Source organism: Stenotrophomonas sp. Sm6012 (assembly GCF_030985895.1).
Classification (GTDB): Bacteria; Pseudomonadota; Gammaproteobacteria; order Xanthomonadales; family Xanthomonadaceae; genus Stenotrophomonas; species Stenotrophomonas forensis.
The window spans coordinates 1-14,600 of sequence record NZ_JAPTFX010000126.1 but is presented as its reverse complement, the minus strand read 5'-3'; the positions used below and the strand labels follow the sequence as shown (position 1 = coordinate 14,600).

The window sequence follows — 14,600 nt, the reverse complement described above, 5'->3', positions numbered from 1 at the left end:
GCCCCCCCCCGGCGCGGCGGTTTAACGGCCCCGCGCGGGGCAAGCCCGGGCGCTGCCCATCGCGTGCTTACAGACCGGTCGCAGCCTTCACCGCATCTTCGTGCAGCGATTCGTTCAGCTCATCCACCACCGTGCTCCATGCCGCATCGGCCTGCAGCGACTCGGACAGGAACTGGCGCTGGGCGTCGTTCCAGTACGGCGCCTCGACCACTTCCACATCGGTGGCCAGCTGGTGCTCGCGGATGAAGCGGGCGATGCCCTCGGCGCTGGCCTCCAGGCCGAGCTGCAGGAACAGGTTGGTCATGCGCGGTTCGGTGGTGATCATCATCGGTTCCTGCGGGAAGAAGGGATGGTCCATTATCGGTGTACACGGCCTTGGGGAAAGCCCCGCGGCGAACGTCTACAGCACGACGACCCCCTTGGCATCCCCCATGAACGCACACATCGCCCCTGAAGACAGCCGCAGCCTGCGGCTCAAGGCCGCCACCCGCGACAGCCACGGCGCGCTGGACAAGCGCATCATGGCCGGCGACATCTTCGCCGACCGCAGCAACTTCGCCCGCTTCCTGCGCGTGCAGTACCGTTTCCACCGCAGCATCGACGCGCTGTATGCCAATCCTGCGCTGGACGCACTGCTGCCGGACCTCGGCGAGCGCCGTCGCCTGAAGCAGGTGTCACGCGACCTGCAGGACCTGGAGCAGACCCTGCCGGGTGCGGACATCGCCGCACTGCCGGCCGACCTGCCGCTGCCGGCGGCGTTGGGCTGGCTGTATGTTGCCGAAGGCTCCAATCTCGGCGGTACCATCCTGTACAAGATGGCCGCCAAGCTGGGCCTGGATCGCGACTTCGGTGCCCGCCACCTGGCCGCGCACCCGGATGGTGCCGCCCGCCATTGGCGTGAGTTCACCGCTGCACTGGACGCGGTGCCATTGAGCGCCGAGCAGGAACAACAGGTGATCGATGCAGCCGACGCCGCGTTCCGCAGCGTGCATGGCCACGTCGAAGTGGAATTCGCCTGATGTACGCCTGCCGCCTGCGGGCAAAGCGCTGATGCGCTGGCTCTGGTTCGCGCTGGGTTGGGTGATGGTCGGCCTCGGGGTGATCGGCGCGCTGCTGCCGGTGATGCCGACCACCATCTTCCTGATCCTGGCGGTGGGCTGCTTCGCGCGCAGCTCGCCGAAGTTCGAGCAGCGCCTGCTGGCGCATCCGCGCTATGGCCCGTCGCTGCGGCTGTGGCGCGAGCAGGGCGCGGTCTCGCGCAAGGGCAAGGCCTTTGCCAGCGCCGGCATGGCGGTGGGCTTCGCGCTGTTCTGCTGGGGGGCGCACCCGTCGTGGCGCCTGCTGCTGGGCGTGGGCCTGTTCTTCGCAGTCAGCGCCGGCTACGTGCTCAGCCGCCCGGCCCCACGCCTGGAGCCCACGCCTCTGGTGGAAGTGGACGATGCCAACGACCCGCGCACGGCCCGCCGCCGTGCCGCGACCCCCGATGCTGATGGAAACCGAGACGATGCTTCCTGCTGACATGGCCCCCGTGGCTGCCCCTGCACTGACGCCCTGGGGCATGTGCCTGGCCGCCGACGTGGTGGTGAAGGGCGTGATGATCGCGCTTGCGCTGGCATCGCTGGCTACCTGGACCGTGCTGTTGGCCAAGGGCTGGGAGCTGGCCCGGCAGGCCCGCCAGCTGCGTGCGGCGCGCGCGCTGTTGCTGCAGGCGCCGACTCTGCCAGCCGAAAGTGTGGAGGCCAGCGCACAGCAGGGCACCGCGCTGGCCATGCTGGAGGCTGCACGCACCGAACTGCGTCTGTCGCAGGATCTGGACAGCCGCGACGGCATCAAGGAACGCGTCGCGTCGCGCCTGGACCGCATTGAACTGGAGACCGCGCGCCTGCAGCGACGGGGCATCGGCGTGCTGGCCAGCATCGGTGCAGTGGCGCCGTTCGTGGGCCTGTTCGGCACGGTGTGGGGCATCATGAACAGTTTCATCGGCATCGCCCACAGCAACACCACCAACCTGGCGGTGGTCGCACCGGGTATCGCCGAGGCACTGTTGGCCACCGCGCTCGGACTGGTCGCAGCGATTCCCGCGGTGCTGGTCTACAACCATTTCAGCCGCGTGCTGGCCGGCCTGCGCGGCCTGCTCGGCGATCTGTCCGCGGCCGTGCAGCAGCTGGTCTCGCGCGATCTTGATCGTGCCGTGCCGCGTGCCGCAGCGACACCGCTGCGCGCGGTGCACTGAGGCGCGGCGATGGCGATCAGGACCGCATCCGACCGCGACGACGCGCCGGAAGAAGCGCACGAGATCAACGTTACGCCCTTCATCGACGTGATGCTGGTGCTGCTGATCATCTTCATGGTGGCCGCGCCGCTGGCTACCGTGTCGGTGCCGGTACAGCTGCCGGCCAGCAGCGCCAGTGCCACGCCGCCGGAACAGGCGCCGGTATATGTGACCGTGCAGGCCGACCTGTCGCTGCGCGTGGGCGAACAACCGGTGGCGCGCGATGAGCTGGCGGCTGCACTGAAGGCCGCCACCCACGACGACAGCGGACAACGCATCTTCCTGCGTGCCGATACCCGTGTGCCTTATGGCGAACTGATGGCGACCTTGGACGCGCTGCGCGCTGCCGGATACCTGAAGGTGGCACTGGTGGGGCTGGAGCAGCGCGCACGATGAGCGGACTGCGGCGCTGGGCGACCAGCCTGGCGATCGTGCTGCTGGTGCACGCGCTGCTGATCGGCGCGGCCTGCTGGTGGGCGGCGCGCGCGCCGGCGCTGGCCGCCGCCGCCCCGCCTGCGGCGCTGATGCTGGAACTGGCGCCGATGGCGCAGGCGCCGCCGGTGCCGCCGCGCGAGGTAGCTACTGGGCCGCTGCAGCAGCAACAGCAGCGGCAGGCGCCGAAGCCGGCCGTGCGCGAGCAGCCGAACGCCCCGGTGCAGCCGCAGGGCGACCTGCCTCCACCCAAAGCACCGGAACCCACGCCCTCGCCGGAGACCGCCGATGCCAATGTCGCGCAGACCAGCGCACCGCCGCAGGTGGCTGCTGACGCCGCCGCGCGCTATACCGCACCGCAGACCACCGCCGGTGGGCGCAGTCGCGCGGAGGCGACCTGGGAAGGACGCCTGCTCGGGCACCTGCAGAAGCACCGCCGCTATCCACGCCAGGCCGAGCGGCTGCGCCAGCAGGGCGTGGTCTATGTGCGTTTCGCGGTCGCCCGCGATGGCGCGGTGTCGGGCCTGAAGCTGGGCCGCAGCAGCGGCTTCGAGCTGCTCGACCAGGAGACGCTGGACACCGTGCAGCGGGCCAGCCCGGTACCGGCGCCGCCGGCCGAAGTGGCCGGCGACCCGGTGCAAGTGATGGTGCCGGTGTCGTTCTTCCTGCGCGGCAGGTGACCGGCCGTTGCTTGAGGAAGCGGTCGGAGCCGTAGAGTCGAGCTTGCTCGACTGTTCTTGCGGTGCGGGCCAGAAGCAGTCGAGCAAGCTCGACTCTACGGGTTTGCGCATGGCATGGATTACAGCAGCGGCACCAGCAGCAGCGCCACGATGTTGATGATCTTGATCAGCGGGTTGATCGCCGGGCCGGCGGTGTCCTTGTAGGGATCGCCGACGGTATCGCCGGTCACCGCGGCCTTGTGCGCCTCGCTGCCCTTGCCACCGAAGTGGCCATCCTCGATGTACTTCTTGGCGTTGTCCCATGCGCCGCCGCCGGTGGTCATCGAGATGGCCACGAACAGGCCGGTCACGATCGTGCCGATCAGCAGCCCGCCCAGTGCCCGCGGCCCCAGCAGCAGGCCGACCACCACCGGTACCGCCACCGGCAGCAGTGAAGGCACGATCATTTCGCGGATGGCCGAGCGGGTCAGCATGTCCACCGCCCGGTCGTACTGCGGCTTGCCGGTGCCCTGCATGATGCCGGGGATCTCGCGGAACTGGCGGCGTACTTCCTCCACCACTGCACCGGCGGCACGGCCGACCGCTTCCATCGCCATCGCACCAAACAGGTAGGGGATCAGGCCACCGATCAGCAGGCCGATGATCACCGTGTGGTCGCTGAGGTCGAAGCGGAACTCCTGCCCGGGGTTGGCGGCCTGCAGGTTGTGGGTGTAGTCGGCGAACAGCACCAGTGCGGCCAAGGCTGCCGAACCGATGGCGTAGCCCTTGGTCACTGCCTTGGTGGTATTGCCCACCGCATCCAGCGGATCGGTGATGTCGCGGATCTCCGAAGGCAGCTCGGCCATCTCGGCGATGCCACCTGCGTTGTCGGTGATCGGGCCGTAGGCATCCAGGGCGACGATCATGCCGGCCATCGACAGCATCGCCGTAGCCGCGATGGCGATGCCGTACAGTCCGCCCAGCGCGAACGCGCCCCAGATCGCCGCGCATACCGCCACCACCGGCAGTGCGGTGGATTTCATCGAGATGCCGAGGCCGGCGATGATGTTGGTGCCATGGCCGGTGGTCGAGGCCTGTGCCACGTGCTGCACCGGCTTGTACTGGGTGCCGGTGTAGTACTCGGTGATCCACACGATCAGGCCGGTCAGTACAAGGCCGATCAGCGCGCAGCCGTACAGCGCCATCGGGCCGTGCACGTTGTCGCCCATCAGCCCGGTGGTGATCGGGTAGAACGCGATCGCGGCCAGCACGCCGGACACGATCACGCCCTTGTACAGCGCGCCCATGATCGAGCCGCCGGGCTTCACCTTGACGAACAGCGCACCGATGATCGAGGCGATGATCGACACGCCGCCCAGCACCAGCGGATACAGCACCGCGTTGGCGCCCGCCTCGGCCAGCATCAGGCTGCCCAGCAGCATGGTGGCGATGACGGTCACCGCATAGGTCTCGAACAGGTCGGCGGCCATGCCAGCGCAGTCGCCGACGTTGTCACCGACGTTGTCGGCGATCACCGCCGGGTTGCGCGGGTCGTCCTCGGGAATGCCGGCTTCCACCTTGCCGACCAGATCGGCACCGACGTCGGCGCCCTTGGTGAAGATGCCGCCGCCCAGGCGCGCGAAGATCGAGATCAGCGACGAGCCGAAGGCCAGCCCGACCAGGGCATGCAGTGCCTGCTCCATCGGCAGGCCCATGCGCAGCAGCAGCGCGTAGTAGCCGGCCACGCCCAGCAGGCCCAGCCCGACCACCAGCATGCCGGTGATCGCCCCGCCGCGGAAGGCAACGTCCATCGCTGCGCTGATGCCGTGGCGTGCGGCTTCGGCAGTGCGCACGTTGGCGCGTACCGACACGTTCATGCCGATGTAGCCCGCTGCGCCGGACAGGACCGCGCCCACGGCGAATCCAATGGCGGTGTACCAGCTGAGGAAGATGCCGACCAGCACGAACAGCACCACGCCGGCGATGCCGATGGTCAGGTACTGGCGGTTGAGGTAGGCACGTGCGCCTTCCTGGATCGCGCTGGCGATCGCGATCATGCGTTCATTGCCGGTGGGTTGGCGCAGGATCCAGCGCGCCGAGACGATTCCGAACAGGATCGCGAGAATGGCGCAGCCCAGCGCCAGTGACAGCCCGTGACGTTCCAGCATTAGACCCCTCCGCAAAATGGATGGACAAGCATCCAGTGGCGATGAACGCACCACGAGGGGGACGACGGGCTGCAGCCTGGAACCAACCCGTACCGACCTTGGTGGTCGTCCGACGTATGGCGGTGTTCAGCATTCCCTGGTGCCCGCAGTATGCGTTCGACGCACCGTAGAGTCGAGCTTGCTCGACTGTCCCCTGGCGCAAAGCGCGATCACGCCCTTTGCACCCCGTTAAGCCATGCTCTGCAAGCCTGCGCACAGTCCCGAAGGAGATCCCCCCCATGCGCCTGTCCCTGTTGATGCTTGCCGCCCTGGTGGCTGCCGCCCCGGCATTCGCTGCTGAAACCCCGGAGCTGCAGCGTGCGGTGGGTGCCCCGCAGGCGGTGGGCGCAGCGCATACACTGCGCCAGATCCCCGAGGCCTGCGCGCGGTTGGAGGGTATGTTCACCGGCGATGCGGCAGCGCCGTACCGCTTCTCCGCCGTGCGTACCAGCGAGCAGTGCCAGCCACGCGCGCGCTTCGTCGACTATGCCAAGGCACAGCCGAGTGCCGACAAGGGCTGGAAGCTCAACGATGTGATCCGCGTGCCCAGCGCCGCGTGCCCGGCGCAGCAGGCGGTGGTGCGGGTGTGGCGCCTGCCGTCGAGCAACAAGGTCGAGCTGGATGGACAGGGCCAGTCGCGCATCTACCTGGAAGAGGCGAAGAAGCAGGCCGCGGCCGGCCAGATTCCGCAGGTGACGATGTTCGCCGCGCAGCTGCAGATGGAAGGCAAGGCCTGCAATTGAGGCCGTCCGGCAGCGCGAATCCGACCATGGCGTCGCGTGAGGTCGTGCCGGCCGCTGGCCGGCAACCGGACAATCAATCCGCCGGCGTCGCTCCGCGTGCCAGCAGCAGTTCGCGCAGCGCCTTGCGGTGGCAGTGCGCCTCATCTTCGCAGTAGCACCCCACGCTGATGTCGCTGTGCTGCGACAGCGCGGCCAGCAGGTCCAGCGCGTGGGCGGCATCGGGTGCCTTCATCTCGGCCTTGTAGTGGCGGAAGAACGCATTCCAGTCGGCCGCGGTTTTCGCCTCGTGCGCCTGCTTCACCAGCTCCGCACTGGGTGACAGGGTCGGGAACCAGACGTCGTACCAGTCCTGGCGGGCGAACTCGCTGCGCGGCACGCCGCGCGGCGGACGCCGCACCGTGCCGATGCGCAGTCCCTCGCCGGGTACGCGTGGCGTACCGAGTCGAACTACTCGCAGTGCCATGGCACACCTCCAAAAAAAGGGGACGGAGGGGATCAAGTCGCAACCGCCCCAACGCTGATGGGGGAGTGATGACGGAGGGGCGGTTACGACTTGATCCCCTCCGTCCCCTTTTTCGGTTCAGCCCTCGAAGGTCGGCAGCTTCTGCTTCACGGCCACGTTCTTCAGGGTGACGTACTTCGGCAGGCCGTCGGGGCCGTAGGGCAGTGGTGCTTCGCCCTTGATCAGCGGTGACAGGTAGGCGCGCGCCTTGGCGGTGATGCCGAAGCCATCGCGGCGGATGAAACCGGCCGGCATCTTCTTCTCGTGGTTGGCGATCTTCGACAGCGGCGCGGCTTCGATCTTCCAGCGGTACGGCGCGTCGCTGCTGCGCACGATCACCGGCATCACGCCGTTCTGGCCCTTCAGCGCCAACTGCACCGCAGCCTTGCCCACCGCCTGCGCCTGCTCCCAGTCGGTCTTGCTGGCCAGGTGCCGGGCCGAGCGCTGCAGGTAGTCCGGCAGGGCCCAGTGCACCTTCAGGCCCAGCTGGTCCTTGACCCGTCCGGCCAGGTGCGCGGCCACGCCGCCCAGCTGCGAATGCCCGAACGAGTCCTTGCCGCCACCGGCATCGGCGACGAAGCGGCCATCGGCGGTGGCGATGCCCTCCGAGGCCACCACCACGCAGTAGCCGACGCGCTCGACCACCGCCTGCACCTTGGCCAGGAACACCGCCTCGTCATAGGCGCGTTCGGGCAGCAGGATGATGTGCGGGGCTTGGTCATCGCCGTTGCCGGCCAGGCCCGCCGCCGCCGCCAGCCAACCGGCGTGGCGACCCATCGCTTCGTAGATGAAGACGCGGGTGGAGGTCTCAGCCATCGCCGCCACGTCCAGCGCGGCCTCGCGCACCGACACCGCGGTGTACTTGGCGGCCGAGCCGAAGCCCGGGCAGGTATCGGTAACCGCCAGGTCGTTGTCGATGGTCTTGGGCACGCCGATGCAGGTCAGGTCGTAGCCCGACGCCTTGGCCAGCTGCGAGACCTTCAGCGCGGTATCGGCCGAGTCGTTGCCGCCGTTGTAGAGGAACCAGCGCACGTCGTGGGCGCGCAGCACCTCCAGCAGGCGGTCGTAACGTGCACGGTCAGCGTCCAGTGATTTCAGCTTGACCCGGCACGAACCGAACGCGCCGCCCGGGGTATGGGCGAGGGCGCGGATGGCCGCGGCGCTCTCCTTGCTGGTGTCGATCAGCTCTTCGCGCAGGGCGCCGAGGATGCCGTTGCGGGCGGCCAGGACCTTGATGCCCTTGGCCCGGGCCTGCTCGATCACCGCTGCGGCCGTGGCGTTGATGACCGCGGTGACGCCACCGGACTGGGCGTAGAGAAGAGTACCGTTGCGCATGCTTCTACCTGCTCGGGGGAGGGGACATTGCAGGGACATTACCCGGATGCGGTAAAGTGGCGCTATTGCGGTGCAGCGATACCGGTCCGTCCGGGACGCGAACCTTCTTTGTTTTCAACACGTTGGAGTCAGGTCAATGCGATTGGTTCTGTTGGGACCGCCCGGTTCGGGCAAGGGGACACAGGCGACGCGCCTGAAGGAAAAGCTGGGGATCGCCCACATTTCGACCGGTGACATGCTGCGCGCGGAAATCGCCGCCGGCACGGAGCTGGGCAAGCAGGCCAAGACGGTGATGGATGCCGGCAACCTGGTGTCGGACGACATCCTGCTGGGCATGCTGGAATCGCGCCTGACCCAGGCCGATGTCGCCAAGGGCTTCATCCTGGATGGCTACCCGCGCAATGTGGCCCAGGCCAATGCGATGGACGGCCTGCTGGCCAAGATCGGCCAGCCGCTGGACGCGGTGGTGCAGCTGGACGTGGCCACCGAGCTGCTGGTCGAGCGCATTGCCGGTCGTGCCAAGGAGCAGGGCCGCGCCGATGACACGCCCGAAGCGGTGCGCCAGCGCCTGCAGGTCTACAACGAGCAGACCGCCCCGGTGGTCGACTTCTACGCCGGCCGTGGCACCCTGGCCCGCGTCGACGGCGTCGGTGAGCTGGACGAGATCGAAGCGCGCATCCTGGCGGCGATCAAGGCCTGATCCGGCCGAGCCGGCACACGGTTCCGGCCCTTAGGCGCAAAAAAACACAGGCCTGGTCCGCGAGGATCAGGCCTGTGTCGTTTGATAGGCGCCAGCAGAGGGCTTGCTCAGGGCCCCGCAGCATGAGCTCCCTTGGGGATGGCCTCTTGGGGAGTAGGACCGGTTCGGGTACTGCGGCTGGCAGTTCGAATTGTGTCCGGGTTCACAGAACATCGCTATCGGGAATTCCCTGACAGAAGATTGGAGTTTTCTCACATCCTGTGTAGGACTTGTCTTACCCAGACGCGGACATTGGCCCTATACAGCCGTCATCAGTCACAATCCTCGGTCATGAGCAGCGTACATATCCTTGCAATCGCCGGCACCTTCATGGGCGGCGTGGCCGCCCTGGCGCGGGAACTGGGCCATCCGGTCAGCGGCAGCGACCAGGCCATCTATCCGCCGATGTCCACCCAGCTGGAACAGCTGGGCATCACCCTGGACCAGGGCTACCGCGCCGACAGCGTGCCGGCCGGCACAGATGAGGTGGTGATCGGCAACGCGTTGTCGCGGGGCAACGCGGCCGTGGAGGCCGTGCTTGACGCTGGCCAGCGCTACATTTCCGGCGCGCAATGGCTGTCCGAACGGGTGCTGCCAGGGCGTGACACACTGGCCGTGGCCGGTACCCATGGCAAGACCACCACCACCACCATCCTCACCTGGCTGCTGGAAAGCGCCGGGCGTTCGCCGGGCTTCCTGATCGGCGGCGTGGCCGAGGATTTCGGCGTCTCCGCCCGGCTCGGCCAGGGCCGCGAGTTCGTGGTCGAGGCCGACGAGTACGACACCGCATTCTTCGACAAGCGCAGCAAGTTCGTGCACTACCGGCCGCTGGTGGCCATCCTCAACAACCTTGAATACGACCACGCCGACATCTTCCCGGACGTGGCGGCGATCCAGCGCCAGTTCCACCATCTGGTGCGTACGGTGCCGGCACGTGGTCGGCTGATCGTCAACGGCGAAGACAAGTACCTGGCCGAAGTGCTGGCGATGGGCTGCTGGACTCCGGTCGAGCGCTTTGGCTTCGACCCGTCGCTGGAATGGCATGCCGAGCTGCTGGCTGCCGATGGCAGCGCGTTCCGCGTGCATCATCGGGGCCAGGCGCTGGGTGATGTGCAGTGGTCGCTGCTGGGCCGCCACAATGTGCTCAACGGCCTGGCCGCGCTGGCCGCCGCGCATGCGGTGGGCGTGGCACCGGCCGACGTCATTCCGGCGCTGGCGCGGTTCCGCAGCGTCAAGCGCCGCATGGAAGTGATCGGCAGCGTTGATGGCATCACCGTCTACGACGACTTCGCCCATCACCCGACGGCGATCGCCACCACGCTGGAAGGCCTGCGTGCCAAGGTCGGCGATGCACGCATCGTGGTCGCGATGGAGCCGCGCAGCAACTCGATGCGGCTGGGCGCACATGCGCAGGCGCTGGCGCCGTCGCTGGCGCTGGCCGATGAAGTGGTGTTCCTGCACCGCCCGGAACTGGCCTGGGACGCTGCCGCGGTGATCGCCGCGGTGCGTGGCCAGGCGCATGCGGTACCCGATACCGATGCACTGCTGGCACAGCTGCAGTCCCATGCACGCAGTGGTGACCATGTGGTGTTCATGTCCAACGGTGGCTTCGACGGCGCACCGCGCCGCTTCCTCGCCGCCCTGCAGGCCCGATGAGCGCCGACGGTTCGCTGCCGCTGTTCCCGTTGCACAGCACGCTGGTGCCGGGTGCAGCGGTGGGCCTGCGCGTGTTCGAGCGACGCTATCTGGATCTGGTTCGCGACAGCGGCCGCAGTGGCGAGGGCTTTGGCGTCTGCCTGATCCTCGACGGCCAGGAAGTGGGCGCACCGGCGACACCGGCGGCGTATGGCGTGCAGGTGCGCATCGAAGATTTCGATGTCGGCGCCGATGGCGTGCTGCAGCTGCGCCTGCGTGGCACCCGCCGCTTCCATGTCGAGCGCACGCGGGTCCGTGACAACGGCCTGGTGGTGGCCGACGTGAGTTGGTGCGAGGAAGATCCCGACGACGAACTGCGGCCACAGCATGCGCTGCTGGCCACGGTGCTCGGGCACATCATCGAACAGGCGGGCGAGGCGTATGCGCCGGCCAACCCGGCGTTGCTGGATCAGGCAAGCTGGGTCGGCTGGCGGTTGGCCGAACTGCTGCCACTGAGCGAGCAGCAGCGCCTGCAGCTGCTGCAGCTGGACGACCCGCACCAGCGCCTGCAGCAGTTGCTGGGCTGGATGCCGTAGCCGGCAAACGCCAACCAAGGTTGGCCACTACCAGGGCGCGGCGTAACCGGTAGATGCCAACCCTGGTTGGCAGCCTTTACCCGAAGCGCCAACCAAGGTTGGCGACTACCAGAGCAGCACCGCCTCCGTCAGCGCGCGGTGGTCTTCAACCGCAGTACCGGCAACCCGGTCTCGCTGTGCACGTCCTCGCGCTGCGGCAGGCCCTGCACAGCCTCCTTCACCGCGTTCATGGCCGGGTCGACGCCGCGCAGCGGATGCCACATGCCGATCCATTCGAAGTGGCGCTCGTAGCGCAGGGTCTGCGCGCTGCCCAGCCATAGTGGCGTATCGCCGGGCTGCAGCTGGGCCGGAGCCGGCCACAGGCGCAGCACATAGCGCTCATCCGGCTTCGCACCCTTGCGCACCATCAGCAGTGCTTCCACGCGCGTCTCCAGCGTTGCCGGCAACACCGGCAGCTGGTCGGCGCCGGTGTTCTTGTCCAGCATCAGCAGGGCTTCCTGCCAGCCGGCCTGTTCCTGACGTTTCCAGCCGCGGGCTTCCAGCTGCGCCTGCAGCGGCGCCAGCGGGCCGGCCACCTGCACGTCCAGCGGCCAGCGTTGGTCATCATCGAACTCGTTGCGGCGCGCCGGCAGCGTCGACCAGTCGTGCTGCCACCACGCCTGCATGTCCATCGCCTGCGGCGCCGGCAGGGTCGGTTCAAAGCGCTCCAGCTTCACCGGGATGTGGCGCGGCGCGTACCACATCGCCGCCAGGGCGAAGACGCCGTAGAACAGCCACGCCACCGGCTTCACCCAGAACGAGCGGTTGAAGCGGCGGCGGTAGGCGATGCCCAGCACCAGCAGCCAGAATGTGCCGAACAGCATGCCGCCGATCACATCGCTCAGCCAGTGTGCGCCCAGGTACAGGCGCGAGAAGCCGATCAGGCTGACCACGATGCCCGACACCAGATACGGCCAGACGCGGGTGCGGCCCGGCATCTCGCGCGCGATCAGCACCGCGAAGAAGCCGAAGGTGATGGTGGCCATGGTCACCGACACCGACGGGAAGCCGAAGCCACTGCTGGCATCGACCGGGCGCACCACATCCACGGTGGCGCCGAGCAGCATGGTCAGCGCCAGGCCGAAGGCCAGTGCGGCCAGCCAGTGCGCGGCGGCCATCCAGCGTCGGCGCCAGATCAGGTAGCCCATCGCCGCCGCGGTGGCCGGCAGCAGTACCTGCCAGGCTCCCAGCGACGCCAGTGCCGCCATCGGGTAGTCGGCCAGCGGGTTGCGCAGCGCCAGCATGGCCTGGTGCACCAGCAGGTCGATCGCCAGCGGTTCGCCATGCGCGACCACCACGGTCAGCAGCGCGAACCAGCCCCAGCCCAGCACCAGTAGCATCAGCGCCAGCATCGCCAGCGGCACCGATTCACGGCGTTTCGGGTCGAGCACGCCGACGGTGTAGCGGCCCAGCGTCGGGTGGCGGTTGGACCAGTCCAGCAGGCGCGCCAGCCAGTTGTCCATGCGTGCGGCCGACCAGCGGTAGCCGTACAGCACGATGGCCCAGACCAGGCCGAGGATCACCATCAGCAGGCCGACCACCACCACCAGGCGTCCGGCCACGGCGGCCACCGCGTCGTACGCTTCGCCCAGAACCCAGCCCGGGGCCAGGAACAGCACCGCCCAGGAAATGCTGGCGATGCCGCTGGCCTGCATATAGCGGCTGGCAGGCATCTTCATCATGCCGGCAATGGCAGGCACGAACGGGCGGATCGCACCGACGTAGCGTGCGATCAGGATGCTCTTGAACGCATTGCGGCGGAACAGGTTCTCGCCGCGGTCGAGCAGCTGCGGATAGCGGCTGAACGGCCAGACGCCGCGCAGGCGGTCGCCCCAGCGACGGCCGATCCAGTAGCTGATGCCATCACCGGCGAACGCACCCAGTGCCGCCGCCGCAACCGCGTACGGCCCGGAGATCTGGCCCAGGCCGATGAACACGCCCACCGCGAACAGCAGCGGCAGGGCCGGCACGATGGCGCCGAGAATGATGACCGCATCGCAGAAGGCGATGAGGAAGATAACAGCTCCCGCCAGCACGGGGTGAGCGGCAATCCACGCGAGGGTGGCGTCGATCCATGAAGAGTCCATTGCCCGATTATAGGGGCGTGAAGGTGACTGGTTCCCAGCCGCTTCGTGACCGTTTGCAACCGGCGCCATCGCCTAGAATGGGCCCATGCCGCATACGCCAGACGCTCCACCGCATGCCTTGAAGGCCGACAGCTTCGGTCGCATCCTCCTTGTGAAAGGCCCCGATGGCCCGTTCGTGCGCCGCGATCTGGGCGCCACGCCGCTGTGGCTGCGGCTGCCTGCGTGGTGGCTGGCACGCCGCGAAGCACGCGCGCTGCAGCACATCCATGGCATGCCTGACGTACCGCAGCTGCTGGCTTGGGATGGCCGCCACCTCGACCGCAGCTTCATGGCCGGCGATGCGATGTACCAGCGTCCACCCCGCGGCGACGTGGCCTGGTTCCATTCGGCGCGACGGCTGCTGCAGCACCTGCATCGGCGCGGCGTGGCCCACAACGATCTGGCCAAGGAAGCCAACTGGCTGGTCACCGAGGATGGCCGTCCAGCGCTGATCGACTTCCAGCTGGCGGTGATCGGCGATCCGCGTTCGCGCTGGATGCGCCTGCTGGCCCGCGAGGACCTGCGCCACCTGCTCAAGCACAAGCGCATGTACTGCCGCGAGTCGCTCACCCCGGTGGAGAAGCGCGTGCTCAAGCGCACTTCGTGGGTGCGCGAGCTGTGGTTCGCCACCGGCAAGCCGGTCTACCGCTTCGTCACCCGGCGCATCCTGCACTGGGAAGACAACGAGGGGCAGGGGCCGAAGCCGTGAGGGCATCGCAGGTGGTGAGCGCCGCGCCGGGTGCGGGCAACGTGCTGCGCGCGCAGATGGCCGGTGCCCACTTTGTACATGCCTGCCAGGCCAGCACACAGCGTGGGGGTCGAACCGCGTTGCAGGCCTACCGTGACATGGCGGCGAGCATTCCCGGCTGGTTCGACGGGCTGATGGCGCTGCGCAACCGCGGCATGCGCATGCTCGGCATGAAGGACCTGGGTTCGCTGCGCGCAGTGCAGGACATCGAGCAGCCGCGTCCGGGGCAGCGGCTCGGCATCTTCACGCTGCAGGCGCTGGATGCCGACGCCATCGTGCTGGAAGACAACGACCGCCACCTGCGCGTGCAGCTGGCCCTGCAGTGGCAGGGCGATGTGCTGGAAGTGGCGACGGTGGTGCATACGCACAACGCGTTCGGGCGCCTGTACATGCTGCCGGTGGCCCCGGTGCACCGGCTGATCGTGCCGCACCTGCTGCAGAAGCAGGTGCGCGCCTATGGGTAGGTCCAGGCAATGCGTGGATGCGCCGAGGCCGTTGCCGACCCAGTTCGGCCATGGCCCGCACCACGCGGAGCCACTTGCCGACCACCGGGCTGCGTTGCCCCTC

The 14,600-nt window shown here is 68.2% G+C and carries 16 protein-coding genes; 11 read left to right on the top strand and 5 right to left on the bottom strand.

Translation table 11 applies throughout. The annotated features are described in order from the left end of the window. Nucleotides 1–67: 67 nt before the first annotated feature. Nucleotides 68–325: a DUF2789 domain-containing protein gene (locus O0J73_RS17690; RefSeq protein ID WP_197563797.1), complete on the bottom strand. Its 258-nt coding sequence runs from the start codon at nt 323–325 to the stop codon at nt 68–70. Nucleotides 326–431: 106 nt separating this feature from the next. Here O0J73_RS17690 and O0J73_RS17685 point away from each other — a divergent pair, with 106 nt between their 5' ends. From O0J73_RS17685 to O0J73_RS17665, 5 genes are read left to right on the top strand one after another with little or no spacing between them, the layout of a single operon-like run. Beyond that, a complete protein-coding gene (locus O0J73_RS17685; protein WP_008267425.1) occupies nt 432–1,019 on the top strand; it encodes a biliverdin-producing heme oxygenase in 588 nt (195 codons plus the stop codon). A gap of 31 nt (nt 1,020–1,050) precedes the next feature. Then, nucleotides 1,051–1,518 carry a DUF454 family protein gene (locus tag O0J73_RS17680; protein WP_197563810.1) on the top strand — a complete coding sequence of 156 codons (468 nt, stop codon included), beginning with the start codon at nt 1,051–1,053 and terminating at the stop codon, nt 1,516–1,518. Next, nucleotides 1,505–2,233 (top strand): tonB-system energizer ExbB, encoded by a 729-nt coding sequence (gene exbB / locus O0J73_RS17675; protein ID WP_308309262.1) that lies wholly within the window; start codon nt 1,505–1,507, stop codon nt 2,231–2,233. The genes O0J73_RS17680 and exbB overlap by 14 nt, the downstream gene beginning before the upstream one ends. 9 nt (nt 2,234–2,242) lie before the next feature. Beyond that, nucleotides 2,243–2,668: a TonB system transport protein ExbD gene (exbD, locus tag O0J73_RS17670; RefSeq protein WP_308309261.1), complete on the top strand. Its 426-nt coding sequence runs from the start codon at nt 2,243–2,245 to the stop codon at nt 2,666–2,668. Further along, nucleotides 2,665–3,384: an energy transducer TonB gene (locus O0J73_RS17665; RefSeq protein ID WP_197563799.1), complete on the top strand. Its 720-nt coding sequence runs from the start codon at nt 2,665–2,667 to the stop codon at nt 3,382–3,384. The genes exbD and O0J73_RS17665 overlap by 4 nt, the downstream gene beginning before the upstream one ends. A gap of 119 nt (nt 3,385–3,503) precedes the next feature. Here O0J73_RS17665 and O0J73_RS17660 read toward each other — a convergent pair whose 3' ends face one another. Next, complete coding sequence (locus O0J73_RS17660; protein WP_197563800.1) at nt 3,504–5,531, bottom strand: sodium-translocating pyrophosphatase; 2,028 nt, start codon at nt 5,529–5,531, stop codon at nt 3,504–3,506. Nucleotides 5,532–5,809: 278 nt separating this feature from the next. Between O0J73_RS17660 and O0J73_RS17655 the strand changes: the two genes are divergently transcribed. Continuing rightward, the gene (locus O0J73_RS17655; protein WP_006467520.1) at nt 5,810–6,313 is read left to right on the top strand and encodes a hypothetical protein; all 504 of its coding nucleotides are present in this window, start codon (nt 5,810–5,812) and stop codon (nt 6,311–6,313) included. A 73-nt stretch (nt 6,314–6,386) separates the two neighbouring features. On the opposite strand, the gene O0J73_RS17650 is transcribed toward O0J73_RS17655, so the two are convergent. Continuing rightward, a complete protein-coding gene (locus O0J73_RS17650; protein ID WP_308309260.1) occupies nt 6,387–6,776 on the bottom strand; it encodes a DUF488 family protein in 390 nt (129 codons plus the stop codon). A 117-nt stretch (nt 6,777–6,893) separates the two neighbouring features. After that, a complete protein-coding gene (locus tag O0J73_RS17645) occupies nt 6,894–8,150 on the bottom strand; it encodes a 6-phosphofructokinase (RefSeq protein ID WP_197563801.1) in 1,257 nt (418 codons plus the stop codon). Nucleotides 8,151–8,286: 136 nt separating this feature from the next. Between O0J73_RS17645 and O0J73_RS17640 the strand changes: the two genes are divergently transcribed. The 3 genes from O0J73_RS17640 to O0J73_RS17630 all read left to right on the top strand — a co-directional run bounded on the left by O0J73_RS17640 (nt 8,287) and on the right by O0J73_RS17630 (nt 11,120). Further along, a complete protein-coding gene (locus O0J73_RS17640; protein ID WP_006467393.1) occupies nt 8,287–8,850 on the top strand; it encodes an adenylate kinase in 564 nt (187 codons plus the stop codon). A gap of 330 nt (nt 8,851–9,180) precedes the next feature. After that, nucleotides 9,181–10,545: a UDP-N-acetylmuramate:L-alanyl-gamma-D-glutamyl-meso-diaminopimelate ligase gene (gene mpl / locus O0J73_RS17635; protein WP_053450712.1), complete on the top strand. Its 1,365-nt coding sequence runs from the start codon at nt 9,181–9,183 to the stop codon at nt 10,543–10,545. Further along, nucleotides 10,542–11,120 carry an LON peptidase substrate-binding domain-containing protein gene (locus tag O0J73_RS17630; RefSeq protein ID WP_006467388.1) on the top strand — a complete coding sequence of 193 codons (579 nt, stop codon included), beginning with the start codon at nt 10,542–10,544 and terminating at the stop codon, nt 11,118–11,120. Before mpl ends, O0J73_RS17630 begins: the two co-directional genes overlap by 4 nt. 128 nt (nt 11,121–11,248) lie before the next feature. Here O0J73_RS17630 and O0J73_RS17625 read toward each other — a convergent pair whose 3' ends face one another. Further along, the gene (locus tag O0J73_RS17625) at nt 11,249–13,246 is read right to left on the bottom strand and encodes a bifunctional DedA family/phosphatase PAP2 family protein (protein WP_308309259.1); all 1,998 of its coding nucleotides are present in this window, start codon (nt 13,244–13,246) and stop codon (nt 11,249–11,251) included. An 85-nt stretch (nt 13,247–13,331) separates the two neighbouring features. On the opposite strand from O0J73_RS17625, the gene O0J73_RS17620 reads away from it, so the two are divergent. Further along, on the top strand, nt 13,332–13,994 hold the full coding sequence (locus tag O0J73_RS17620) for a serine/threonine-protein kinase (protein ID WP_006467385.1): 663 nt from the start codon (nt 13,332–13,334) through the stop codon (nt 13,992–13,994). After that, nucleotides 13,991–14,497 carry a DUF2867 domain-containing protein gene (locus O0J73_RS17615; RefSeq protein WP_308309258.1) on the top strand — a complete coding sequence of 169 codons (507 nt, stop codon included), beginning with the start codon at nt 13,991–13,993 and terminating at the stop codon, nt 14,495–14,497. Before O0J73_RS17620 ends, O0J73_RS17615 begins: the two co-directional genes overlap by 4 nt. The last annotated feature ends 103 nt before the right edge of the window (nt 14,498–14,600 follow it).